The following is a 25,091-nucleotide window of genomic DNA, read 5'->3' as shown; positions in this document are numbered from 1 at the left end:
ACATTGATAATTACTGTATAAATTTAAGAATAATATTTAGAATTAATCTAAACTAGAATCTTTATTTATTCAAAAATCTGAAAAGGTATTTCGGGCTTAACCATTTAAATAATAACTCCTTTTTAGTAGACTCAATAACAGGAAATGGTTTCAGTTCGGGGCGGAAACCTCTGAAAAATTCTTCAACATTCGGTAATTCACTTCCTTCAAAATCAAAAATCTTCTGATTGATATTTTCTTTAATCACCTGATCGATAAGAATGGAAGCTCCGGAAAGTTTCACATAATTTTTATCATTGAATGTTCCCAGCAAAGCATTTGTTTTGTCGTCTGAATACACTGCGATGACATTGATAATCGCGCTTTGATAGTAATAAGCATAAAAATGGACAAATCCAGAGTGAAATAAATCTTCGAAAATTTTAATAAAACGAACGGTATCCCCTTCTTTATCTGCACCAATTAAATGAGATTGAATAAATTCCTGCGCATCTTTAAAACTGATTGTTTTCACTGTTGAATCAGCAAGAATTTCAGGCTCCGAACGCAGTTTGCGTTTTCTTTTCGGAGAATATTTTGAGTAGATACTTGCATAAGAATCAGGATAAATGATGTAATTTTTTTTCTTTTTTAAATCTGAATGAAAATTATTCGCATCATTAAATGGATAAATTCTGATAAGATAATTTTTTTCTAAGTAAGAGAGAAACTGTTCATTAATTTCAACAGAATCTTTGGCTGAAAAAATTCCCACTTGCTGACAAAGCATAGGATTGTGAACAATTTTAAGTCCAAATTTATACACAAAAGGTATGGGCATTACTGCTTCATAATCATTATAGATTAATAATTCCCACTGTTTATCCGAAGTGATATCCAGAAAATTACTTGCTGCAGAATATTTCCTTTGTTCAGAACTTTCTAAGCATTTGGTATATTTCGCAAAATCAATTTCTGCGTATTTTAATCTTCTGATCATAATATTCCTTCGTCGGCGAAACTTAAATAAGAATTTTGGGTAATGATGAGATGATCAAGAAGCTGGATATTCATAAGATTTCCGGCTTCTTTTACTTTTTTGGTGATGCTGATGTCTTCGGCGCTTGGTTTTAGATTTCCTGAAGGGTGATTGTGCGAAATGATAATTCCTGTGGCAAAGTGTTCTAGAGCTGTTTTAAAAACAATGCGGAGATCAACAATTGATTGGTTAATTCCACCCTGAGTTAGCTGTGCAACATGAATGACCTTGTTGCTTTGATTTAAAGATACTGCCCAGAATTCCTCTGTTCTAAGATCAGCCAAATGAAGCTTAAAAATTTGATAAGCATCTTTACTGCTGGAAATTTGAGGTTTTTCAGGAATTTCCTGTGCTGCTCTCCGTCTACCAATCTCCAGAGCTGTTGCTATAGAAATTGCCTTTACCTCGCCAACTCCTTTAAATTTCATCAGATCTTTGATCGTCAGTAAACTCAGTTGGTGCCAATTGTTGTTGACCGAAGCTAAAATTTTTCTTGCAAGTTCCACTGCTGTTTCATCTCTACTGCCGCTTCCCATAATGATCGCCAGAAGTTCAGAATCAGAAAGTGAATTTTTACCTTTCAGCAAAAATTTCTCTCTAGGTCTGTCGTCTTCGGCAAGAAATTTAATAGACATATTGTGCGAATTACTTGAAAATTAATTTAATAGAATGCGTATAAAATAATTGGTTTTTGCGACCTGTCGATATACTTGGCTGTTTGATCAAATGCAGTTTTTGAGAGCATGGGACAGCCCAAACTTAAACAGGCCAAATTCTCTGATTCCCGGTTTGGAATACAGTGATAAGAATGAAGAACAATCGCACGCTGCATCGCATTGCTGTTGGTAGAATCTAAACCTTGTAACCGATATGCTTTTCCAAACTTGCCGACATAATTTTCACGGATTTCATACTTTCCTAATGAAGACTGATAAGAACCCTCTACGTTTGAAAATCTGAGGTCATTTGATTTAGAAATAACAGAACCCGAACCGTGAGAAACGACTGCCTTCTGCAAAATTTTATCATTTTTCAGATCGTAGACGAAATATCTGTATTTCCCGGAATGCGTTTTAAAATTAATAAAAACTGCAATATCCTGATTGTAATTTTTCCCTTTCAGAAAATCTCTGATTTCAGAAACTTTTGATGCAGGCAAAACCAACTGACTTTGCTGAGATTGTGTTTCTGAACACGAAAAAACAAAAAGAAACAGGTAAAGAAGTTGTTTCATCAAAAGTGTTTTTAAAATTGTACTACTAAAAGTTATCAGCACAAGCTTACCGCAAACAGCAAATTATTCAATAATCAGCCCGTCTTTCATCACCAGTTTTCTGTCTGTAATCTCCGCCAAATTCGGGTTATGAGTTACGATGACAAAAGTCTGGTTGTACTTATCTCTAAGATCAAAAAACAATCTGTGAAGATCATCAGCGTTTTTCGAATCTAAATTTCCCGTAGGCTCGTCAGCATAAATGATTTTAGGAGAATTGATCAGCGCTCTGGCTACCGCAACTCTCTGCGCCTCCCCACCTGATAGCTGATTGGGCTTATGATGTAATCGCTGTGCGATTTTCAAATCTTCAAATAGATCGTAAGCTTTTTCTACAGCTTCTTTTTCATTGGCTCCAGCAATTTTTGTCGGAATTAAAACATTCTCCAGCGCAGTAAATTCCGGAAGCAGCTGATGGAACTGAAATACAAAACCTATATTCTGATTTCTGAATTTTGATATCTGCTTATCACTCATGTTGATAAATGATTCGCCATTGAGTTCGATTTCAGTGTTATAGTTTTTTGGACTAGAGGGACTGTCTAATGTTCCTAAAATCTGTAAAAGAGTAGATTTTCCTGCTCCGGATTCCCCAACAATCGAAACAACTTCACCCGCTTTGATGTGAAGATCAACTCCCTTTAAAACTTCCAGACTACCATAAGATTTATGGATATTACTTGCTCTAATCATGCTTCAAAAATAGTGATTTTTTTTCGCTTTTGGCTTTTTTGAAATAAGGTTTTAGCATCCTTCATTTGTTAAAAAATTATCCTTTTTTAATAATGATTCTGAAGGTTGTTCCTTTTCCAACTTCAGTCTGTGAAATTTTTATATCCCCGTTGTGGTATTCCTGCACTACTCTTTTGGCTAAGCTTAAACCCAATCCCCAACCGCGCTTTTTTGTAGAATATCCCGGCTTGAAAGCATTTTGCGCTTGGTACTTTGTCATCCCGCTGCCATTGTCTTTTACTTCTATCAAAATATTTTTGTTTCGTTCAAAAACTGACATTTGTAAAATTCCCTGTCCTTTCATCGCATCAACGGCATTCTTAACTAAGTTCTCAATCACCCAACTCATCAGGATTTTATTGTGCGGAACGAGAATATTATACGTTGGCAGTAAAAGAGTAAAGTTGATTTTTTTAGAAATTCTTGTTTTCAGATAGTCATAATTTTCCTGAATGGTTTCATTAAAGTTCATGTCATTTAATTCCGGGACCGAACCAATTTTAGAAAATCTTTCTGAGATTGTTCTCAGCCTTTCAATATCTTTTTCAATCTCGTGTACGCCGTCTGACTCAGGGTTTTCCAGTTTCATAATTTCCATCCATCCCATCATTGAAGACAGAGGAGTTCCAATTTGATGGGCAGTTTCTTTCGCCAGACCAGCCCAAAGATAACCTTCATCCGTTTTTTTGACAGTCCGTAAAAACCAGAATGAAAATAAGAAATAGCATAATACAAAAAATCCTAAAAGGAAAGGTGAATACTGTAAATTGTTCAGAATTTTTGAATTGTCATAATAAAGAAACTGATTATTACCGTTAGAAAATTCGAGTTCAATAGGCGGATATTTTTTTGCCATCCGTTTAGCCAAGTCAACAATTTCCTGATTGCTGTTTTCGTATTCTTTCGAGATGTTTTTATGCTCTATCACCTGATCATTTTTGTCTAAAATAATAACAGGGATTGTAGTATTTGAACTGTAAATAGTGAGAAGCAGTGACTGAACTTCCAAACTGGAAGATGTTGCTTCCTGCTGAAATTTTATGGCACTTACCAAAATATCAACTCTCCGCACTTCTTCTCTTCTTAAATAATTAATGACCAACGTTGAAGCAATCACAATAGCAATCACAACGAGCGTCATCAGAGAAAAAATAAACCAGTTGTTGAATCTCGAAAATATGGATCTTTTTTTCAAATTAATTATTTTAAAACATTTAAAATCTTCTGCAGCTCAGTACTTCCGCTTCCTTCATAATTGTTAATAATGATTGAATAAACATATTTTTTACCGTCTTTTGCACTGTGATATCCTGCGTAAGATTTTGTATCTCTCATCGTTCCGCTTTTCATTTTCATTCCGTTATCCTGAGTGGGAAATCCTTCATAGTAAGAATCGAACCAGGTTTGCTTTTTCGCGTATAGTAAGGCCTGAACTTCTGCCTTAGCGGAAACATAATTTTGTGGCGAAAGTCCGCTACCGTCAGCGAAATTAATCATGTTTGAAATTATTTCTTTCGATTTCCAAAATTCTTTCAGATAAGCGACTCCACTTTTGAAACTTGAATTTCCTTTCTTCTCCTTCCCTAAAGTCTTGATTAAATTTTCTCCGTACATATTGACAGATTTTCTCAGGAACCAATAGACTATTTTGTCTAGAGTTGGTGATTCATAAGTGAAAATAATATTGCTTTTGGGGAATTCTAAGATTTTCTTTCCTTCAATTTCAATCTGAGTACTGGTCATTACTTTTCCTGAAAATTCAATTCCTGAATCTTTTAGCCACTGCTGAACTTCTAAACCCAGCTGTAAAGGAGGATTAGGCACAGAACCTGAAACCGTAGTGATTTTTCCTGCAGGTAAATTTCCGTTAATCAATGCGACGTCAGAATAAGGGGAAGTAAAAATCAGACTCTGATCAGAACTTCCGGCTGCTTTCAGGTCATTTAACCATTTAATTCCCGCTAACGGATACGAAAAACTTTTAAAATCTGTTCCGCTGATGTTGATGTCAAATTGATTTTCTCTCCAGTTAATTCCCCAGACTCCGGCTCCGTAGTAATTTCCGAAATCGTCATACGGCCAACCTCCAGGAATGGTCTGATGATCAAAATATGAATCGTCAACAATCAAATCTCCGGATATTTTTTTAATTCCTGATTTTTTAATCGCATCTAATAATTTTTGTTTAAAATTTTCAGGTTTGTAGCCATCATATCTCCAGCTTCCTAAAGTTGGATCACCATTAGAAGTAATAAAGAGGTTCCCATTTAAATTCCCATTTGAAATTGTACCAGAATATGCCGAACTTGTTTTGTAAGTGAAATTTTTGCCTAAAGTTTCTAAAGCAGCTGCAGCAGTGAAAATTTTCTGTGTAGAAGCAGTTGAAAGTCCTTTACTTCCCTGATAATCATAAACAGCATTTCCGCTTTCATCAGCAACATAAAATGACAGGTTAGACGAAATTGCCGTACTGGAATTCATCAGTTTTTTGGTTGCATCATCCAGTTTTTGGGTGATGTTTTGGCTGAATAAAATTTGTGCGGAAAAAGTAAGAATGGCAAACGATCTTTTCATTATTGTGATGTTTATTCAAATATAAAAATTATGAAATAAAATTACAGCTGACTGCCAGATTCAATTTCGTAAGGTTCTTTATCTTTCTCAAAAATTCTTGTCAACTCATTACCTTCTACGGTTATTGTATCATTAATTCTTCTGATCCAGTTACCTTCGCGCAAGCCGACAACCTTCATATCATTTTGTGTCAAAAATTCTTTTATTCTGGTTTCTCTCGTTTCACCGTTATGTCTAAGTTCAGGATTTGGATCTAAATAATGTGGATTGATGTTAAAAGGAACCAATCCCATACAGTCAAAACTTGGCGGATAAACAATGGGCATATCATTCGTTGTTTTCATAGTTTGACCGCCAATATTACTGCCTGCACTGCAACCGAGATATGGTTTTCCGCTTTCAATATTTTGTTTTAATATTTTCATCAAATTTTCCTCATGCAGGTTTTTTACCAATAAAAATGTATTTCCGCCTCCCGTAAAATATCCTTCTGCTTCGTTAATGGCTTCAGTTTTATTATCAAATTCATGAAGACCTTTCACCTTTATATTAATCGTCTCAAAAAAAGACCTTGCTTTTTCTGTATAATCATCATGAGAGATTCCGCCGGGTCTGGCAAAAGGAATAAAAATAATTTCATCAATTCCGTGATATAAATTAATTAATTCTTCTTTTAAATATTCTAAATACGCTCCACCGAAGAGTGTGGAAGTTGAAGCTAAGATGATATTCATGACAGATTGTAAATAAATTGTGACAAAACGTTCTGTGACAAAGATAAGTTCAAAAGATAACGATTCAAAAATTTAGTTAAAAAATAATTCCTGATATTAATAATTTCTAAAAAAACTTAAACCTTCTAAAATTTCTGGTTTTATGGAATTATAATTGAACATTTAAATTAGAATTTTAAAAAATGTAAGATTATGAAAATGATTAAAAGTAATGTTAGAAATCTTTTTTTAGGTTTAATGCTTGCTGGAACTGCAGGTTTTGTGAACGCACAGACTACTACGGAAACAGCAAATACAGCAACAACGAGTCCGGCTCAAACTAACCCGACTATTGATGCACTCAAAAAACAAGTAGAAACAAATCCGAAAGATGCAGAGTCGTTGTCAAAACTAGCTACAGCATATCAGGACGCTTCTGACTGGCCAAATGCAGTCGATACCTGGAAAAAAATATCTGTTTTATTGCCAGATTGGGCACCATCTTACTACAGCCAGGGATATGCGTATCAATCTGCTAAAGATGATGCCAATGCAAAAATTGCATACGAGAAGTATATTTCGACTGTAAAACCAGAAGAACTTGAACAGAATAAAAAAAGTCTGGCATACGCCTATCTGTATATTGCCTTTGCAGAGCAGCAGACAAATCCTAATAAGGCAAAAGAATATATTGCGAAGTCACTGCAGTATGATCCGAGCAATCAGGACGCTGTAAAACTCAGCAAGGCCTTAAATTCATAGTATAGTAAAATCCGGAAACATCTCCGGATTTTTTCTTATATTAAAGATGATGAATGTAAAATTATTCTATTCAGTGAAAAGGATGTGAGATGGACAATATATTTGATGGCTTTGATAGTAACACATTTCGTAACATCTGATCAATCTTTAATTAAGAAGTATTCATTATCTTTGTAAGAATAAATCTATCATATGAAATTTTTTATTGACACTGCTAATTTAGAGCAAATTAAAGAAGCTAAAGACCTTGGTATTTTGGATGGTGTAACCACAAATCCATCATTGATGGCAAAAGAAGGCATCAGAGGTGCTGAAGCAATTAAAGATCATTATAAAGCTATTTGTGAGATCGTAGACGGAGATATTTCTGCTGAAGTGCTTTCTACTACTTACGAAGAAATGATCAAAGAAGGCGATGAGTTGGCTGCAATTCACCCAAACATCGTGGTGAAAATTCCAATGATTAAAGATGGTATCAAAGCATTAAAATATTTTTCTGACAAAGGAATCAGAACCAACTGTACTTTGATTTTCTCTGTTGGACAGGCGCTTTTAGCTGCTAAAGCAGGTGCATCTTACGTTTCTCCTTTCCTTGGAAGATTAGATGATATTTCTACTGACGGTTTGAATCTAATTGAAGAAATCAGATTGGTATTTGATAACTACATGTATGAAACTGAAATTTTGGCAGCATCTATCCGTCATTCAATGCATATTATCGACTGTGCAAAGATTGGTGCAGATGTGATCACTTCGCCACTTCCTCCGATCTTGAGTTTATTGAAACACCCGTTAACAGACAGCGGATTGGCTCAGTTTATCTCAGATTCTCAGAAATTAGCTTAAAATTAAGTTTAAAATATGAACGCCCGAAACTAAGGTTTCGGGCGTTTTTTACTGTAGCAAATCGAGTTCCGACAGATTATTGTCTTTTGCATTATTTTCTTTTGCTCTTTTCTCCTGATCACGCATCATTTTTTCAGCATCGAGCTCTTTTCCATTGCTGTCTGTAAATTTAACGCTGCCACCTCTAGACATCAGCTGTCTCATCCCTTTTGTGGGATTATTTCTTGCGTCTATAAACTGTTTTTTATATTTGTCCTGACTGAGAATAATTAAAGGGTCGTATCTTTTGCGATTATCGTCGCTTATCCATACGTCTTCTGCCTTCAGTCTCTTTACTTCTTTTAAAACAAATGAATGTGAATTTGTTCTGTCTTCAATTTTTACAATCAATCCCGGTAAACCATTGAATTTATACGGGCCATCCTGAATAGGAATTTCTGTGGTAAACCAGGCTATCCATTGTCTGCCGGCAAAATTCCCCACAGCCTTCTGAGCATTAAACTCTCCTACTTTTTGTTGATCAGGAAGAATTTTCCAGTCAATTTTTCGACCATCAGAAACTTTATACTCATCCATATCAATTCGGTTAAAGAACTGAATTTTATAATCCGGATATGTTTTTTCTACGATATGCTGAACACTTCCAAACGTTATCCCCTGAAAATCGTTGCTACCTCTTTTATCTATTTCTCTCATGAGTGAATCTGCCAAAACCTTGTCCCGGCTGTAAAATTTCGAACCGTTTTTTGAAATATCAAGATACATCAGTTCAGTTATAGATCTGTCTTTTGCTGTAGAATCGGTCACAAATTTGTATTCATAGCTGAATCTTTGATTTTGTGCATACAAAAGAATACCTGAAAAAGTAAAAATTGTAAGTAATAGGTTTTTCATCAGTACTTTAAAATTATTTTAATAAGTCCAATTCTAATACATTATTGTCTCTGGCATTATTTTCCTTGGCTGCTCTTTCTTTGTCTTTAATTAATTTTTCAATATCCAGAGGTTTTCCAGACTCATCAATTATATTTATTTTTTGATTACTTGAAACTATCTGTCTTAAACTTTTAGCCGGATTATTTCTAAAATCAAGAAACTGTTTTTTATATTTGATCTCATCAAGTGAAATTGTTGCATTGAAACTCTTTATTTTATTGTCACTTTCCCATTGATAATCTATAGGAAGTTTTTTGATTTCTTTTAATACAAAAGAATGCGATTGGGTTTTATCCTCCAATTTTACAATTAACCCCGGAAGACCATGAAATTTATAAGGTCCATCCTGAATCGGCACATCAGTTGCAAACCACGCCGTCCAGATTCTTCCTGCAAAATTAACGGAAGCTTTCTGAGTATTCAATTCACCTATTTTCTCTTTATCGGGCAGTATTTTCCAGGCTAATTTTCTCTTTTCGGTAACCTTGTACTTATCCATTTCAAAAACGTTGAAGAACTCAATTTGGAAATCGGGATATGTTTTTTCAACTACATAATGCACCAATCCATAATCTAATCCTGAAAAATCTCTCGCATTTTTTTTCAATCTGTCCTGATGTATGGAATCTGCTATGCTTTTTTTCAAACTGTAAAATTTAGAACCTGTTTTAATGGCATCTAAAACCATGAGTTCAGTTTCAGATTTACTTTTTTCAGTAGAATCTTTTACAAATTTATACTCATAAAGGAAACGCTGGTTTTGTGCGGTAAATTGTAAACTGAAAAATGACAAAAATGTGATAAGTAATGTTTTCATTTGGATGTTCTAAATTATTGTAATAAGTCTAATTCCAACAGATTGTTGTTCTTCTTATTGGCTTCTAACTGTTGTTTTTCTCTTCTTTTCATCATTTCATTGGTATCGATAATTTTTCCCGAAGGATCTTTCATTTCAATTTTTCCGCCTTCTGCTAAAAGTCCACGAAGTCCTTTATTTGGATCTGCCCTGTTATCCAGATATGCTTTTTTATATTTTTTATCGTTTAAAACAATAAGGGGTTCATATCGTTCTATATCCTTTAAACTTTTCCATTCTTTTTCATTCCCAAATTTAGCCACACCTTTTAATTCAAAAGTATGTGATTTTGTTCTGTCTTCCAGTTTTACAATTAAGCCCGGCAGACCATGAAATTTATACGGTCCATCCTGAATGGGAATATCTGCAGTAAACCAAGCAGTCCAGACTCTACCGACATAGTTGCAAGTTGCTTTCTGAGTGGTAAACTCACCCACCTTTTCATTTTCCGGCAATATTTTCCAGTCTATTTTTCTGGATTCCTGGATCATATATTCCGAAGAACCTAAGCGTGTAAAATATTTTACAGAGTAGTCTGGATAGTTTTTTTCGATCTGATATCTTATTTTTCCCTTGCTTTTAAATCCCTTTAAATTAATATGATTATCGAAACCTCTCGACTGTTTTTTAATCTCTGCATCCATCATTGAATCAGATTCAAACACTTCTCTGCTGTAGAACTTTGAGCCGTGAGGAAAAACTTCTAAAAGCATGATTTCTGTTGCTGTTTTATCTTTTTCTGTAGAATCGATGACAAATTTATACTCATAAGAAAAACGCTGATTCTGTGCGTAAGATGAGATGCTTAAAAAAGACAGTATTCCAATAATGATTCTCTTCATAGAATTTTTTTTCACTAAAATAGGATATTATTTTTAAAAGACAATGCTTTAGGGTTTAGGGTTTAGGGCAAAATTAGAGAATAAGATGTATGATTTTATAAATTTTAAACAAAAAAACCTCCCGAAATGAGAGGTTTTAGTATAATATAAAAAGAAAATTACAGTAACAAAGTTAGTGGGCTTTCTAAATATGTTTTTAAAGTCTGTAAGAACTGAGCTCCCGTAGAACCGTCTACCACTCTGTGATCACATGCCAATGAAAGCTTCATAATATTTCCTACTACGATCTGACCGTTCTTTACGATCGGTTTCTCGATAATTGCACCTACAGAAAGAATTGCAGCGTTTGGTTGGTTGATGATACTTGTGAAAGTTTCAATTCCGAACATTCCTAAGTTTGAGATAGAGAATGTAGAACCTTCCATTTCGTTTGCTTTAAGACCTTTAGATTTTGCTCTTCCGGCCATATCTTTCACAGCAGCAGAAATCTGAGTGTAATTCATCTGATCTGTATTTTTCAGAACCGGAACCACCAATCCGTCAGGAATTGCAACTGCTACTCCGACATTGATGTTTCCTCTGTGAATTACTTTATCTCCTGCCCAGCTTGAGTTCACCTGTGGATGTTTTCTTAAAGCAACAGCTGTCGCTTTAATCACCATGTCATTGAATGAAATTTTAGTATCTGGCAATGAGTTGATTTCTTTTCTCGCTTCAATCGCTTTATCCATGTTGATTTCAACCATCAGATAATAATGAGGAGCAGAGAATTTACTTTCAGAAAGACGTTTCGCAATAATATTTCTTACCTGAGAGTTTGGAGTTTCTGTATCTTCTCCCTGCACAAAGCTTAAAGCAACCTGCGCTGCTGCATTACTTTGTTGAGCCGTAGCAACTTCAGTTTTTTGTGAAGGCTGATAGTTTTCAATATCTTTTTTCACAATTCTTCCGTTTTCACCAGAACCCTGTACGCTATGGATATCAACACCTTTATCCTGAGCCATTTTTTTAGCTAAAGGAGAGATTGCCACTCTGTCAGACGATGATGCATCAGTAGTTTGTGCAACCGATTTCTCTTCAGCTTTCGCTTCAGATTTCTGTTCAGCTGGTTGATCTTCAGATTTTGATGCCGGTTTTGCGGCACCTACTCCAGAAACATCAGTTCCTTCAGGACCGATAATTGCTAAAACGCTGTCAACGGGTGCAGCTCCACCTTCTTCAACACCTTGCTTCAAAAGAACGCCGTTGAATTCAGATTCGAAGTCCTGAACAGCTTTATCTGTTTCGATCTCAGCTAGAAGATCTCCTTCTTTCACTGTATCTCCAACATTTTTGTGCCACTTAGCTACTTTACCTTCTGTCATTGTATCAGAAAGTCTTGGCATTGTAATTACCTCTACACCTGCAGGAACTTCTGCTGAAGTTTGCTCAACGCTGGTAGATTCATTTTCAGTTTTAGATTCTTCTTCAGACTTTTTTTCTTCAGAACCACCTTCTGCTGCAGGAGCACTACCTCCTTTTAAAGAAGAAATATCTTCACCTTCTTTACCGATAATTGCCAGAATAGAATCAACTGCCGCTGCAGAACCTTCTTCTACTCCTACAAATAAAAGAGTTCCTTCAATTTCAGATTCGAAATCCTGAACCGCTTTATCCGTTTCAATTTCAGCTAAAATATCTCCTTCCTTTATTTTATCTCCTACTTTTTTATGCCATTTCGCCACTTTACCTTCCGTCATAGTGTCGGAAAGACGTGGCATTGTAATAACTTCTGCCATATTTTTTTTAATTTGAAAATTTGGGAATTTGAAAATTAAAAAAGGATGTATTTACGAACTCATTTTCAAATTTTCAAATTAACTTAATTATCGTTTAGTTTTCTAATTGGTCTAAGAATGGATAATCTTCCTGAGCGTAAACGTACTCATAGATTTTCTCTGCAGTCGGGTACGGAGAATTTTCCATAAACTCGATGCACTCTTCTACGAAATCTCTAGATTTGTTATCTGTAGCTTCTAATTCTTCTTCAGTTGCCCAGTTGTTTTCTAAGATTCTCGCTTTGATTAATTCAATAGGATCATCTTTTTTAGCAATCGCAACTTCATCCTTAGATCTGTAAGGTTCTGCATCAGACATAGAGTGACCTCTGAAACGGTAAGTTCTTGCTTCGATGAAAGTTGGTCCGTCTCCTCTTCTAGCTCTCTCAATAGCCTCATAAGCAGCTTCAGCCACTTTCTCAGGATCCATTGCATCAACAGCTAAACAAGGCATTTCGTAACCTAATCCTAATTTGTAGATATCTTCATGGTTAGCAGTTCTTTTTACAGAAGTTCCCATTGCATACTGATTGTTTTCAACCACAAATACTACAGGAAGTTTCCAGTTCATTGCCATGTTGAAAGTTTCGTGAAGAGATCCCTGTCTTGAAGCACCATCTCCGAAGAAACAGATGTTTACTGCTTTTCTGTCGAAGTATTTGTCTGCAAAAGCAATACCTGCACCCAAAGGAATTTGTCCTCCTACAATACCGTGTCCTCCGTAAAAACGGTGTTCTTTACTGAAAATGTGCATAGATCCGCCCATACCTCCGGAAGTACCCGTAGCTTTACCACAAAGTTCTGCCATAATTCTTTTTGGGTCTACTCCCATTGCCATCGGATGGATGTGACATCTGTAAGCAGTGATCATGCTGTCTTTAGTTAAATCCATTGCATGCGTAAAACCAGCCGGAATAGCTTCCTGACCGTTGTACAAATGTAAAAAACCTCTGATTTTTTGTTTTAGATAAAGAGAACGGCATTTGTCTTCAAACCTTCTCCACATTGTCATATCTTCATACCATTTCAGGTATACCTCTTTAGAAAATTCTTTCATGTGCTAGCTTCTTGCTTATTTATTATGAAATAGTTGAGCAAAAATATAAAAAAAACTTTGTTTTTATTATATATAGAGCAATTGTTTTTTTAGTTATAATGTTATATTTACATCACAAAGTTCACTATGGAAGAAAAAAAGACCTCTTTACTATACATTGTTTCAAGAATTATCTCCGATTTTTTTAATCCTTTAGTCTCTTTGGTTATCTATTTTGTGTATTTCAGTATTCAGAATTATACGTTTAAAGAATCATTTACCCATTTTCTTCCTATCTTACTGATGACTATTCTTCCGGTAATAATTTGGATTGTCTGGAATGTAAAAACCGGACGATATACCAATATGGATGTTTCAAACAGAGTACAGAGAAAAACATTATATATATTCATTGCAGTGTGTATTATTTCCTATCTGACATTTAATTATATTAAGAATGGATTTATAGACTTCGTAATGCTTTTTATTTTGGTACTTCTTTTTGCGTTACAATTCAGCAATTTATATATTAAAAGTTCGATGCATACTGCATTCAACGTGTTTGTTTCCGCACTGTTCTTTGCCTTTGACGTGAAAATTGGTTTTGCCTGGCTGGCAATTGCAATTTTGGTAGGAATTACAAGAGTTATTCTTAAAAGACACACTGTAAAAGAAGTTTTTATGGGTGCAGGCATCTCTGTTTTAGTTTCTTTTCTTTATCTTTATTGCAACAATAAGTATCAGCGCAATGATTTACCTACTGAGGTGATACCTGTGGAAACAACAATCAAATAAAAGTTTCCGTGTTAAAAGGATACTTTATTACTTATAAATTTCAGTTCAAATATGAAAATAAATCATCTTACTTCAGCAGAAGAAAACTTAATGAAGCTTTTTTGGGACTTAAATTCATTCTATCTAAAGGATGTTATGGAAAAACATCAAGAACCAAAACCACATCAGAATACAGTTTCCACTTATCTTAAAATATTGGTTGAAAAAGGTTATCTGTCGACAGAAAAGGAAGGAAGAATTTTCAAGTACAGTGTTATCGTGCCTTTCGACGAATACAAAAAGTTTATTTTGAGGGAGCTTACTCAGAATTTTTTCAACAATTCAGGAAAAGAAATTTTAGAATTTTTATTTAAAGAAAATCTGGTTTCTCAAAATGACCTCAAAGAATATTTCGATCTTAAGATTGAAATGAAGCCTGTAAAAGTAAAAGCGCCTACCTTAGAATTCGCAGAAGAAATTCTGAATCCTAAGAAAGACAAAAAAGGAAAAGAAAAGGATAAGAAAAAGAAGAAGAAAAAAGATTAATACTTAATGGATTGCATTTTATTATGGATGCCTGTTACACAGTAATCTAACTGTAATAGAACAACAATTTATTTTCCCTCAAGTAAAGACATAAAAAAAGCGGCTTAAAAGCCGCTTCAATTTTTTACCAACGACTTCCGCCGCCTCCGTTACCTCCACGGTTGTTGTTGTTTCCGTAACCACCTCCAGAGTTACCTCCTCCACGGTTGTTACCATAACTTCCACCTCCGCTTCTGTTATTATCAAAACTTCTTCTTGGTTTTTCTTCTCTTGGCTTAGCCTCAGACACGTTAAGAATCTTACCGTTAAGTTCTTTTTGATTAAGAGCTTCGATAGCTTGAGCTCCTTCTTCGTCACCCATTTCTACGAAACCGAAACCTCTAGAACGACCAGTTTCTCTGTCTGTAACAATTTTAGCAGATGATACATCGCCAAATTCTGCGAATAAATCGTGCAACTCATATTCTTTAGTTGCGTAATTGATGTTTGAAACAAAAATGTTCATTGTAAAAAAAAAATTAAAAATTAATATAAATTCTGGTATAAAAGAAAAGCAACATAATAATGAACATAATATTGATTCCTGATATAAACGATTGCAAGATACAATTAAATTAAATAAATCAAAACTTTTTTTAAACTATTTCAACAAATGTAATTAATTTAATATTAAATTAACATAAAGCTTACCATATCAACAGTTTATAGAACTGAAAAACTTTTGTTACAGTTGATTTCAGACCGGTTTAATCACTTTATTGAGATCATATATCTACGAAATAACCTTAATAAATTCTGTAGAAAGCAATATTTCAGTTTTAAACATTAAATTTGTACTGCAAATAGCAATTACATGAATTACCACACGAGAAAATGGGTAAAACCTGAAGATTTAAATCCTAACCAATCACTTTTTGGAGGAAAATTATTACAGTGGATCGATGAAGAAGCCGCTTTGTATGCTGTAATACAGCTTGAAAATAAAAAAGTAGTCACCAAATACATTTCAGAAATCAATTTTGTAAGTTCTGCAAAACAGGGTGATATTATTGAAATTGGAATTGAAGTTTCAGCATTTGGTTCCACTTCTCTAACTTTAAGATGTGCGGTGAGAAACAAAATGACTCACCAAACCATTATCACTGTTGACAGAATCGTAATGGTAAACCTCGATGAAGATGGCAATCCTTCTCCACACGGAAAAACTAAAGTCGAGTTTGTAAAAGACAGGTTAAGTAATCAGTCATGAAAATCTTCATAAAAAATATGGTATGTAACCGTTGTATTACAGCGGTTGCAAATATTTTTGAAAAATCTGAGATTCAATTTAGCACGATTCAACTGGGAGAAGTTGAAACTGCTTCTGAAGTCTCAGAAAGTGATCTCAACCAATTGCAAAGTAATCTTGAAGAAATTGGCTTTGAAATTATAAAATCTCCTTCCCAGCAACTTATTGAAAATGTTAAAAATCTGATCATCTTAAAAATAGGCCGATTAGATACAGATGAAAATTTTGTTCTTTCAAATTTTTTAAGTGATGCATTACATAGAGATTACAGTTCTTTATCTAAAGTATTTTCTCAAAATGAAAAAACTACGTTAGAGCAATATTATATACTTCAGAAAATTGAAAAAGTCAAAGAACTTTTGTTTAATAATGATTTTACTTTAACCGAAATCGCCGGACACATGGGCTATAAAAGTGTACAACATCTTTCAACCCAGTTTAAGGCTACAACCGGCCACACTCCTACTGAATTTAAAAAACTGAAAGTACTTGACAGAAAACCGCTGGATTTTGTCGGTGTGCTGTAACTTTAGAATTTTGTAAAAAGTTTAAGTGTGACAGATCCATTATTCAACTTTAATTTCTCAATATTATTCTTAAGACACTCAAACACTACAGAGCGAGCACCCTTCTACCTAAAAAATCCCCAATTCTATAACTATTATCCTTAAAATTATAACAGTCTTCCATTTTCATTTTGGAAATTTGTAAAATAAATCTAGGATTATGCAAAAGGAATATAAAGTTTTGGGAATGACCTGTTCAGGTTGTCAAAAGATAATTTCCGAAAAACTCAACAGTTTGGAACATATAGAAGCTGACATTAACCTCCAAAATAATACGGCAGTCATTAAATCTGATCAAGAAATTGATTTAAATGAATTAAATAATGCCTTAGACGAAATAGGAAATTATCAGCTTGAAGACCCAGACAATCCGGAAAAAGCTTTACAAAAACCTCAGGACAGGGTTTCACCATCATCGGTTTATTACTGCCCGATGGAATGCGAAGGCGAGAAAGTGTACTTCAAACAAGGTGGTAGATGTCCGGTTTGCAATATGTTTTTAGTTCCTATTGAAGAAAAACTGGCAAAAGATCCTAATTTTAAGCCTGTTTTTTCTAAAACGAACCTACCCAAAAATTTCAAAGACCACATAGGAGATTATTACTGTCCGATGTTCTGCGAGGGCGATCAAATTTATGATGAAAAAGGCGACTGCCCGGTTTGCCATATGCATCTGGAAGAAATCACCGAGGATATGGTAAAAAATTCAGTTTCAAATCACCATTCTCACTCACAAAGTCAACATCAGGAAGCTCCGAAAGTTACAGATGATATGGCAGGAAAATATTACTGTCCTATGTTTTGTGAAGGAGATAAAACGTATGATTCCAATGTAGGTTGCCCTGTCTGCGGAATGGATTTGGTAAAATATCCCGATAAAAATGGAGATGGCGGCGAAGATGAAACTTTCAATATTTTGAAAAGAAAATTTATCACATCATTGGCATTTACAATTCCGGTTTTCATTTTATCCATGGGTGGAATGTTGATCAATTTTCCGTTTTCACATCAGATTCAAGGGTATATTGAACTGATATTAACGCTTCCTGTCCTGTTTTATTCCGGATGGTTTTTAATGAAGAGAGGTTTTGTTTCATTTAAAACATGGAACTTAAATATGTTCAGTTTAATTGCTTTAGGCGTTTCTGCGGCATTTATTTTCAGCATTATATCTCTCATTTTCCCTGATCTGATCCCACATGAAATCCGTGGTCATGGTCATGAAATACCACTGTATTTTGAGGCAGTTTGTGTGATTATTACTCTGGTTATTTTAGGGCAATTGATGGAAGCTGCTGCTCACAAAAGAACAGGAAACGCTATAAAAGAATTGATGAATCTTTCACCGGATGAAGCTAATCTGATAGTAAATGGCGAAGAAAGAAAAGTCCCATTATCAGAAATAAAAATTGGAGATCTACTAAAAGTAAAACCCGGAGAAAAAATTCCTGTTGACGGAAAAATCATCGAAGGAAATTCTGTAGTTGACGAAAGTATGATTACCGGCGAACCTATTCCTGTTGAGAAAAATTTAGAGGATAAGGTGACCTCTGGAACGATCAATGGCAATCAGGTTTTCATGATGAAAGCTGAAAAAGTGGGTGATGAAACCTTGCTTTCAAAAATTATTAAAATGGTCAATGATGCAAGCAGAAGCCGAGCTCCGATTCAGAAACTGACCGATAAAGTAGCGAAAGTTTTTGTTCCGGTTGTGATTTTAATTGCAGTCTTAACGTTTGTTTTATGGCAATTTTTTGGCCCTGAAGGCAAAAAAACTCTGTTTGCTTTTGTAAACGCAGTGGCCGTTCTTATCGTTGCCTGTCCGTGTGCTTTAGGATTGGCAACGCCGATGTCTCTGATGGTTGGAATTGGTAAAGGTGCAAAGAATGGCATCTTAATTAAAAACGCCGAGGCACTTGAACAGATGAATAAAGTAAACGTTTTAATTACCGATAAAACAGGAACTTTAACTGAAGGAAAACCTTCGGTTGAGCACATTGAAACTTTAAATAATGACGTCCATTTACTTTTAAAATTAGCTTATTCATTAAACCAAAATTCAGAACATCCACTGTCAAATGCCGTGATAAAGAAAGCTCAAGAAGAAAATATTTCGGCGGAAAAAGTAAGTGATTTTGAAAATATTTCCGGGAAAGGTGTGAAAGGAAATATCAGTGGGAAAACCGTTTACTTAGGAAATGAAAATCTTTTGATTTCAAATAAAATTCAAATTCCCGAAAGTTTAAAACAGAAAGCTGTAGAAATTCAGTCAAAAGCGTATACGATTTCTTATGTTGCCCGGGAAAATGAAGTTTTAGGATTGATCAGTTTTACAGATAAAATCAAAGAAAGTTCGCGACGAGCAGTCGAATTACTTCTCAATGACGGAATAGATGTCATCATGATGACCGGTGATAACGAACACACCGCAAAAGCCGTTGCAGATGCTCTTGGTATCAAAAATTTTAAAGCCAACTCTCTTCCGGAAGACAAATTAAATGAAGTAAAAAAACTCCAGCAGCAGGGAAAAATAGTTGCTATGACTGGCGACGGAATCAATGATTCTCCTGCCTTAGCTCAAGCAAATATCGGGATTGCTATGGGAACCGGAACCGATGTCGCAATTGAAAGTGCAGAAATTACTTTATTGAAAGGTGATTTAATAGGAGTTGCCAAAGCGAAAATTTTAAGTGAAAAACTGCTTAAAAACATTAAAGAAAATTTATTCTTTGCCTTTATTTACAATGTTTTGGGGATTCCTATCGCGGCAGGATTGTTGTATCCTTTTTTCGGAATATTACTGTCACCAATGATTGCAGCGGCAGCGATGAGCATCAGTTCTTTATCTGTGATTTTAAATTCGCTGAGATTAAATTCTGTTGATTTAAATGTGAAATAAATCTTTTTGAATATTCTGAAAATTGCTCAAAAAGATATGAAATAAAGCAGATTTTTGCAGACCACAAATATTAATAAGGCACTTTAAAAACAGAGTCATTTCGATCTCAGAGAGTTTATTAACTATTGATCTTTTACAATGCAAGAAAAAAACCTTTACATCGGTTGCTCAGGATTTTACAACAATGATTGGAAGGGAACTCTGTATCCGGAAGAAGCAAAAAGTAAAGATTATTTAAGTTTATATGCTCAGCAGTTCAATGCAGTTGAAATCAATTCTACATTTTACAGAAAACCGACTGCCAAAACGCTTCAAAAATGGTTTGATGAAACTCCGGAAAATTTTAAATTTTTCATTAAAATTCCGAAGACTATCTCTCATGAAAAAAGATTGGAAAACTGCAGAGAAGACATCGGTGAATTCTGCACACATATTCAGACAAATTTAAACGAAAAACTTGCAGGATTTCTTTATCAATTTCCACCTTCATTTAAGAACACTGAGGAAAATTTGAATCTTATTTTAGAGAATATTGATGATCAGTTTTTAAACGTTATTGAGTTCCGCCATGAATCCTGGTGGGACAGTGAAATTTTTAAAATTCTACAGGAACATAAAATTATATTTTCCGGCGTAAGTTTTCCGACAAAGCTGTCAGAAGATGTTATAATTAACTCTCAAGATGTACTTTACTACCGTCTCCACGGAAAACCGGTCCTTTACAAGTCGGAATATTCTGAAGATTTTTTAAATGATCTTGCACATAAAATTAAAGATTCAAAACTAAAATCATTTATTTTTTTCAATAATACCTGGGGAATTTCGGCTGTAAAAAACGGGCTCTATCTTCGGCAAATATTGACTCAATAATTTTTATTAAAATTAAATTAAATCTTAAATTTTTTCACCATTATTGGTATTACAATTGCTAAATTTAAAACTTGAAAATTAACATTTTTTAACAATTTAATATCCATCAATTTCCATGAATAAAACTTTTGTGGAAAAGTCTTTCAACAGGACTTTTCTAGGGATGGTTGCAGTATTCGGTGCAACTTCAATTTTGTTTACAGGTTGTAATCAGAAAAAAGACAAGAAAGAATCTGAAACGGTGATTTCTAAAAAACCTCCCGTCGCAAAGCAAGTTTTGAAAATTGATGATGATGAAATCATTTCAGATAAAAGAGTTATTTATCTCACATTTGATGACGGTCCCAATCGTGGGACAGAAAACCTTCTTAAAATTCTTCATAAACGGAATGTTTCAGCCACAGCATTTTTGGTTGGTGAACATGCTAACGGGAGTATAAGCCAAAAACAGGATCTTGAATCTCTCAGAAAGGACAGATTAATTGAATTGTCTAATCACAGTCATACGCACGCTCACAATAGATATACGGACTTTTATCGAAATCCCGCATTAGTCGTTCACGATTTCGATACAGCAAAAGACAGTTTAAAATTAAAAAATAAAATCGCCAGAACACCGGGAAGAAACATCTGGAGACTCAACAATATTACCTGCACTGACATTAAAAGTTCAAAAGAAGCTGCAGACAAATTAAAGCTTGCCGGTTACAAAGTAATCGGCTGGGATCTTGAATGGAAACCCACAAACAGAATGCAGCTTAAAGATAATCATCAGGTGATGCTCAAAAGAGTAGACAGTATTTTTTTCAATGATCTTGAAAAGACGTCAAGACATTTAGTTTTTCTTACTCATGATCAATATTTGACCGATGCGGATTCTGTTAACGAACTCGATTTGTTTATAGAAAAACTCCAGAAAACAAATCGTTTTGTATTCAGAAAAATCTCGGAATATCCTAAAATTAATGAAGTTTTAAATTAATTTAATCTCCCACAGATCTCACGGATTTTCACAGATGATTGCGTTTAATTACAATGTCACATACATATCTGTGAAAATCTGTGTGATCCGTGGGATAATTTTGCATATAAATTTAAAATCTAAAAGTAATTCCATTATTTAATAGTTTTTCTTTTCTAAATTTCAGAAATTTGCAGGTATGAGTATTCAGGAAAATTACAACAAGATAAAAAATCAACTTCCTTCTGAAGTTGGATTGGTGGCGGTTTCGAAAACACATCCCGTTTCGGCGATTCAGGAAGTGTATGATCTGGGTCAGAAAGTTTTTGGTGAAAATAAAGTGCAGGAACTGGTTGAGAAATATCCTCAGCTTCCAAAAGATATTCAGTGGCACTTAATTGGGCATCTTCAGACCAACAAAGTAAAATACATTGCCGAATTCATTGATACTATTCAAAGTGTAGATTCTGAGAAGCTCTTACACGAAATCAACAAAGAAGCAGGCAAGTACAGCCGAAAAATCAACATTTTACTTCAGGTAAAGATTGCCGAAGAAGATACAAAATTTGGATTGGAAATTGAAGAAGCCAAAAACCTATTTGAAAAATTTGTAAACGGTGAATTTCCAAATGTAGAAATCACAGGATTGATGGGAATGGCAACTTTTACGGAAGATGAAAGTCAGGTAAGAAAGGAATTTCAAAAATTAAAGAGTCTTTTTGATCATTTAAATACAATCAGGCCGTTGCAAACACTTTCGATGGGAATGAGTGACGACTTCCCTATCGCTATTGAGTGCGGAGCCAATTCTGTACGTGTGGGCTCAGCGATATTCGGAAGACGAGATTATTCGATCTAAATATCTATTTCAACAGTTCAGGCTGCATTAATTTTCCCATTGAGTACCGCATTTCAGAACATTGAAGTTGTAAAGGTTTTATTCTATCGCGTGAACTCTTGTCGAAGATCTTTTAAATCTGTATACTATTCAAGAACTTTAAAAACTGATTTTCAGTAAAACCGTTAATATTATTTATATCATTGAGAAAATTAGGCTTTAAAATGAAATGCAATACACTTTTGGGAACGATTTTTGCTAATACTCAACCAAAAAATACCTAAATTTGCGACTATGCAAAAAATCCTTATTGTAGAAGACGAAAAAGCAATCTCCGGGGTACTTCACAGTATTCTTTCGGATGAATTGACCGAATACGAATTTGTTATTGCTGAAGACGGCCTTGAAGGCTACAAACAGGTTGAGAAAGAAGACTTTGCCTTAGTAATTTCAGATATCAAAATGCCTAAAATGTCAGGAACTGAGTTTTTGAAACAAAGCTTAGTGTTAAAGCCTGAGTCAACGTTTATTATGATTTCAGGTCATGCCGATATCGATTCTGCGGTAGCTTGCTTAAAGGATGGAGCTTACGATTTTATCTCAAAACCAATCGACATCAACCGATTGATTACAAGTGTGAAAAATGCTTTAGTAAAGGAAACTTTAAAAAAAGAAAATAAAAATCTTCAGACCGAAAACAAAACCCTGAAAAGAAAAGTCAACAAGAAATACCAGATGATTGGTGAATCTGCTCCGTTGAAAAAAATTCAGGAGATGATTGAAAAAGTGGCTGTTTCTGATGCAAGAGTTTTAATTACCGGTCCGAATGGTGCCGGAAAAGAACTGGTGGCTCACGCTATTCACAATCTAAGTGAAAGAGCGAGAGGCCCGATGGTAGAAGTAAACTGTGCTGCGATTCCTTCTGAATTGATTGAGTCTGAACTTTTCGGTCACGTTAAAGGTTCATTTACAGGTGCTATCAAAGACAAGCAGGGGAAATTTGAACAGGCTAATGGTGGTACTATTTTCCTGGATGAGATCGGTGATATGAGTTTAATCGCTCAGGCAAAGGTTTTAAGAGCACTGCAGGAAAGCAAAGTTTCTCCGGTAGGAAGCGATAAAGAAATAAAAGTTGATGTAAGAGTTCTTGCAGCAACTAACAAAAATATGGCGAAAGAAATCGAGGCTGGAAGATTCAGAGAAGATTTGTATCACAGATTATCGGTTATCGAAATCTACGTTCCGCCTTTGGATGAGAGAAAAGAAGATATCAAATTGTTGGTAGACCATTTTTCTACTTTGATTTCTGATGAACACGGTACAGCTTTGAAAAAGTTTGATGAGACTGCTATTGACGCTTTAAAAGCGCTGTCGTGGACAGGAAATATCAGAGAGCTGAGAAACGTTGTGGAAAGATTAATTATTCTTGGAGGAACTACAGTTTCCGAAGAGGATGTTGCAAGTTTTGTGAGAAAATAATTTAATTATTAATTAAAATAAATTATAAAAAATTTGCAGTATCTATACTGCAAATTTTTTTTGTAAAATATCATGAGTTTTTTAAATAAAAATTACACGAAAGAAGCCCTTACTCTGGCACTTCCAGTAATGCTGACCCAGGTTGGGCAGGTTTCTGTAAACCTTTTTGACAATATCATCGTCGGCAGATTGTTAGGTGCGGATGCACTGGCATCTGTCTCTTTGGGGAATGCAGTGTTTTTCTCCATGTTTGTTTTGGCACTGGGATTTTCTTTTGCTATTCCGCCTTTGGTTTCTGAGGCACATTCTCAGAATGACCGCAAGACTATCAATTCGGTTTTCAGTCACGGTTTTGTAATCAATATGACTGTCGGAATTATTCTGATGCTGGTCTTGTTTGCCGGATTACCGCTACTCTACCATTCTGGTCAGCCGGCGAAAATCATTCCGGATACAGCAGACTTTTTATGGATTATGGCGATCAGTATTGTTCCGTTTATGGCATTTCAGACTTTGAGAGAAGTATCTGAAGGTTTATCCTATACAATTGGAGTGACCAAAGCGACTATTATTGCGAATGTTATTAATATCGTTTTAAATTACGTGTTCATCAAAGGACTTTGGATTTTTCCTGAAATGGGTGTGAAAGGTTCTGCATTGGCAAGTTTAATTGCCAGAATTTTCATGGTAGTTTTCCTTTATTTTGTTTTAATGAAAGAACCGAAAACAAGATTGTACATCAAACAGTTTTCACTGAAAATGCAGGTTTTTTCTAAGCAGATGTTTGAGAAAATGGTAAGATTAGGTTTCCCGACAGCCTTACAGATGTTCTTTGAAGTGACGGCTTTTGCGGCAGCAGCATTTATCTGCGGGCTAATTTCTTCGCATGATATCGCTTCGCACCAGATTGCATTAAGCATGGCATCTTTTACCTTTAACTTATGCATTGGTTTCAGTGTGGCTTCAACAGTAATGATTGGCAGAAAACTCGGTGAACAAAACTTTGTAGAGCTAAGAAAAATAGGAATTAACAATCTGAAAATTGCTTTTCTTTTTATGTGTATTTGCGGATTAATTTTCGTTCTGGGACGAAATATTCTGCCTACATTTTTTACAAAACCTGAAGAAGTAGAAGTGATTATGCTGGCTTCTAAACTGATGATTATCGCAGCATTGTTTCAGCTATCTGATGGAATTCAAGTAACAGCTTTGGGAATGCTGAGAGGTTTGCAGGATGTGAAAATTCCGTCAATAATTACGTTTATTGCGTATTGGCTCATTACCATTCCTTTAGGATATTTTCTTTGTGTCACCTTAAAAATGGGCGCTTTTGGAATGTGGATCGCACTCGGATTGGGATTAACGATCTCTGCATTTATGCTGGTCAAACGTTTCCTGGATATGTCTGCCCGAAGACTTAAATCAAATAAATTATAATATTGAAGCGGTCTTTGGATCACTTTTT

Annotated in this window: 25 protein-coding genes; 12 read left to right on the top strand and 13 right to left on the bottom strand. The window is 34.8% G+C overall.

Translation table 11 applies throughout. From position 1 onward, the window contains the following. Positions 1-61: 61 nt before the first annotated feature. From OMO38_RS01400 to pepE, 7 genes are all read right to left on the bottom strand, one after another. Positions 62-979, bottom strand: coding sequence for a hypothetical protein (locus tag OMO38_RS01400; protein WP_264748461.1), 918 nt, complete (start codon positions 977-979; stop codon positions 62-64). After that, positions 976-1,653: a RadC family protein gene (gene radC, locus OMO38_RS01395; protein WP_264748460.1), complete on the bottom strand. Its 678-nt coding sequence runs from the start codon at positions 1,651-1,653 to the stop codon at positions 976-978. The genes OMO38_RS01400 and radC overlap by 4 nt, the downstream gene beginning before the upstream one ends. 26 nt (positions 1,654-1,679) lie before the next feature. Beyond that, on the bottom strand, positions 1,680-2,252 hold the full coding sequence (locus tag OMO38_RS01390) for a murein L,D-transpeptidase catalytic domain family protein (RefSeq protein WP_264748459.1): 573 nt from the start codon (positions 2,250-2,252) through the stop codon (positions 1,680-1,682). Between the two features lie 63 nt (positions 2,253-2,315). Then, positions 2,316-2,984, bottom strand: a complete 669-nt coding sequence (locus tag OMO38_RS01385; RefSeq protein WP_264748458.1) for an ABC transporter ATP-binding protein — start codon at positions 2,982-2,984, stop codon at positions 2,316-2,318. 76 nt (positions 2,985-3,060) lie between these two features. After that, the gene (locus OMO38_RS01380; protein WP_264748457.1) at positions 3,061-4,218 is read right to left on the bottom strand and encodes a sensor histidine kinase; all 1,158 of its coding nucleotides are present in this window, start codon (positions 4,216-4,218) and stop codon (positions 3,061-3,063) included. Between the two features lie 5 nt (positions 4,219-4,223). Continuing rightward, entirely contained in the window at positions 4,224-5,597 is a 1,374-nt protein-coding gene (gene dacB / locus OMO38_RS01375; protein WP_264748456.1) for a D-alanyl-D-alanine carboxypeptidase/D-alanyl-D-alanine endopeptidase, read from the bottom strand. A 41-nt stretch (positions 5,598-5,638) separates the two neighbouring features. Beyond that, a complete protein-coding gene (gene pepE, locus OMO38_RS01370) occupies positions 5,639-6,331 on the bottom strand; it encodes a dipeptidase PepE (protein WP_264748455.1) in 693 nt (230 codons plus the stop codon). A 192-nt stretch (positions 6,332-6,523) separates the two neighbouring features. Between pepE and OMO38_RS01365 the strand changes: the two genes are divergently transcribed. Both OMO38_RS01365 and fsa read left to right on the top strand, forming a co-directional pair. Next, positions 6,524-7,072, top strand: coding sequence for a tetratricopeptide repeat protein (locus tag OMO38_RS01365; RefSeq protein WP_264748454.1), 549 nt, complete (start codon positions 6,524-6,526; stop codon positions 7,070-7,072). 192 nt (positions 7,073-7,264) lie between these two features. Then, complete coding sequence (fsa, locus tag OMO38_RS01360) at positions 7,265-7,918, top strand: fructose-6-phosphate aldolase (protein WP_264748453.1); 654 nt, start codon at positions 7,265-7,267, stop codon at positions 7,916-7,918. A 48-nt stretch (positions 7,919-7,966) separates the two neighbouring features. Here fsa and OMO38_RS01355 read toward each other — a convergent pair whose 3' ends face one another. The 5 genes from OMO38_RS01355 to pdhA form a co-directional block, all read right to left on the bottom strand. Next, positions 7,967-8,812, bottom strand: a complete 846-nt coding sequence (locus OMO38_RS01355) for a GLPGLI family protein (RefSeq protein ID WP_264748452.1) — start codon at positions 8,810-8,812, stop codon at positions 7,967-7,969. Positions 8,813-8,825: 13 nt separating this feature from the next. Further along, positions 8,826-9,671 carry a GLPGLI family protein gene (locus OMO38_RS01350; protein WP_264748451.1) on the bottom strand — a complete coding sequence of 282 codons (846 nt, stop codon included), beginning with the start codon at positions 9,669-9,671 and terminating at the stop codon, positions 8,826-8,828. A gap of 14 nt (positions 9,672-9,685) precedes the next feature. After that, a complete protein-coding gene (locus OMO38_RS01345) occupies positions 9,686-10,552 on the bottom strand; it encodes a GLPGLI family protein (RefSeq protein ID WP_264748450.1) in 867 nt (288 codons plus the stop codon). Between the two features lie 158 nt (positions 10,553-10,710). After that, positions 10,711-12,330: a pyruvate dehydrogenase complex dihydrolipoamide acetyltransferase gene (locus OMO38_RS01340; RefSeq protein ID WP_264748449.1), complete on the bottom strand. Its 1,620-nt coding sequence runs from the start codon at positions 12,328-12,330 to the stop codon at positions 10,711-10,713. A 94-nt stretch (positions 12,331-12,424) separates the two neighbouring features. After that, positions 12,425-13,426, bottom strand: a complete 1,002-nt coding sequence (gene pdhA, locus OMO38_RS01335; RefSeq protein WP_264748448.1) for a pyruvate dehydrogenase (acetyl-transferring) E1 component subunit alpha — start codon at positions 13,424-13,426, stop codon at positions 12,425-12,427. 126 nt (positions 13,427-13,552) lie between these two features. On the opposite strand from pdhA, the gene OMO38_RS01330 reads away from it, so the two are divergent. Continuing rightward, positions 13,553-14,200 carry a phosphatase PAP2 family protein gene (locus OMO38_RS01330; protein ID WP_264748447.1) on the top strand — a complete coding sequence of 216 codons (648 nt, stop codon included), beginning with the start codon at positions 13,553-13,555 and terminating at the stop codon, positions 14,198-14,200. Between the two features lie 51 nt (positions 14,201-14,251). Next, positions 14,252-14,725: a BlaI/MecI/CopY family transcriptional regulator gene (locus tag OMO38_RS01325; protein ID WP_264748446.1), complete on the top strand. Its 474-nt coding sequence runs from the start codon at positions 14,252-14,254 to the stop codon at positions 14,723-14,725. Between the two features lie 124 nt (positions 14,726-14,849). Here the strand turns inward: OMO38_RS01325 and OMO38_RS01320 are convergent, their stop codons facing one another. After that, positions 14,850-15,230 carry an RNA recognition motif domain-containing protein gene (locus tag OMO38_RS01320; RefSeq protein WP_264748445.1) on the bottom strand — a complete coding sequence of 127 codons (381 nt, stop codon included), beginning with the start codon at positions 15,228-15,230 and terminating at the stop codon, positions 14,850-14,852. Between the two features lie 348 nt (positions 15,231-15,578). Here OMO38_RS01320 and OMO38_RS01315 point away from each other — a divergent pair, with 348 nt between their 5' ends. From OMO38_RS01315 to OMO38_RS01280, 8 genes are all read left to right on the top strand, one after another. Beyond that, on the top strand, positions 15,579-15,974 hold the full coding sequence (locus OMO38_RS01315) for an acyl-CoA thioesterase (protein WP_264748444.1): 396 nt from the start codon (positions 15,579-15,581) through the stop codon (positions 15,972-15,974). After that, positions 15,971-16,540, top strand: coding sequence for a helix-turn-helix domain-containing protein (locus OMO38_RS01310; RefSeq protein ID WP_264748443.1), 570 nt, complete (start codon positions 15,971-15,973; stop codon positions 16,538-16,540). The genes OMO38_RS01315 and OMO38_RS01310 overlap by 4 nt, the downstream gene beginning before the upstream one ends. 199 nt (positions 16,541-16,739) lie before the next feature. Next, the gene (locus OMO38_RS01305; protein WP_264748442.1) at positions 16,740-19,478 is read left to right on the top strand and encodes a heavy metal translocating P-type ATPase; all 2,739 of its coding nucleotides are present in this window, start codon (positions 16,740-16,742) and stop codon (positions 19,476-19,478) included. Between the two features lie 138 nt (positions 19,479-19,616). Beyond that, positions 19,617-20,348, top strand: coding sequence for a DUF72 domain-containing protein (locus OMO38_RS01300; protein ID WP_264748441.1), 732 nt, complete (start codon positions 19,617-19,619; stop codon positions 20,346-20,348). A gap of 115 nt (positions 20,349-20,463) precedes the next feature. Then, positions 20,464-21,330, top strand: a complete 867-nt coding sequence (locus OMO38_RS01295) for a polysaccharide deacetylase family protein (RefSeq protein ID WP_264748440.1) — start codon at positions 20,464-20,466, stop codon at positions 21,328-21,330. A 178-nt stretch (positions 21,331-21,508) separates the two neighbouring features. Continuing rightward, positions 21,509-22,168 (top strand): YggS family pyridoxal phosphate-dependent enzyme, encoded by a 660-nt coding sequence (locus OMO38_RS01290; RefSeq protein ID WP_264748439.1) that lies wholly within the window; start codon positions 21,509-21,511, stop codon positions 22,166-22,168. 273 nt (positions 22,169-22,441) lie between these two features. After that, positions 22,442-23,626 (top strand): sigma-54-dependent transcriptional regulator, encoded by a 1,185-nt coding sequence (locus tag OMO38_RS01285; protein WP_264748438.1) that lies wholly within the window; start codon positions 22,442-22,444, stop codon positions 23,624-23,626. A 72-nt stretch (positions 23,627-23,698) separates the two neighbouring features. Beyond that, the gene (locus OMO38_RS01280) at positions 23,699-25,063 is read left to right on the top strand and encodes an MATE family efflux transporter (RefSeq protein WP_264748437.1); all 1,365 of its coding nucleotides are present in this window, start codon (positions 23,699-23,701) and stop codon (positions 25,061-25,063) included. Positions 25,064-25,091: the final 28 nt, after the last annotated feature.

It is taken from the genome of Chryseobacterium kimseyorum, assembly GCF_025971945.1.
Classification (GTDB): domain Bacteria; phylum Bacteroidota; class Bacteroidia; order Flavobacteriales; family Weeksellaceae; genus Chryseobacterium; species Chryseobacterium kimseyorum.
Note: the sequence above shows the minus strand (reverse complement) of the source record. Positions and strands in the feature narration are given on the sequence as shown.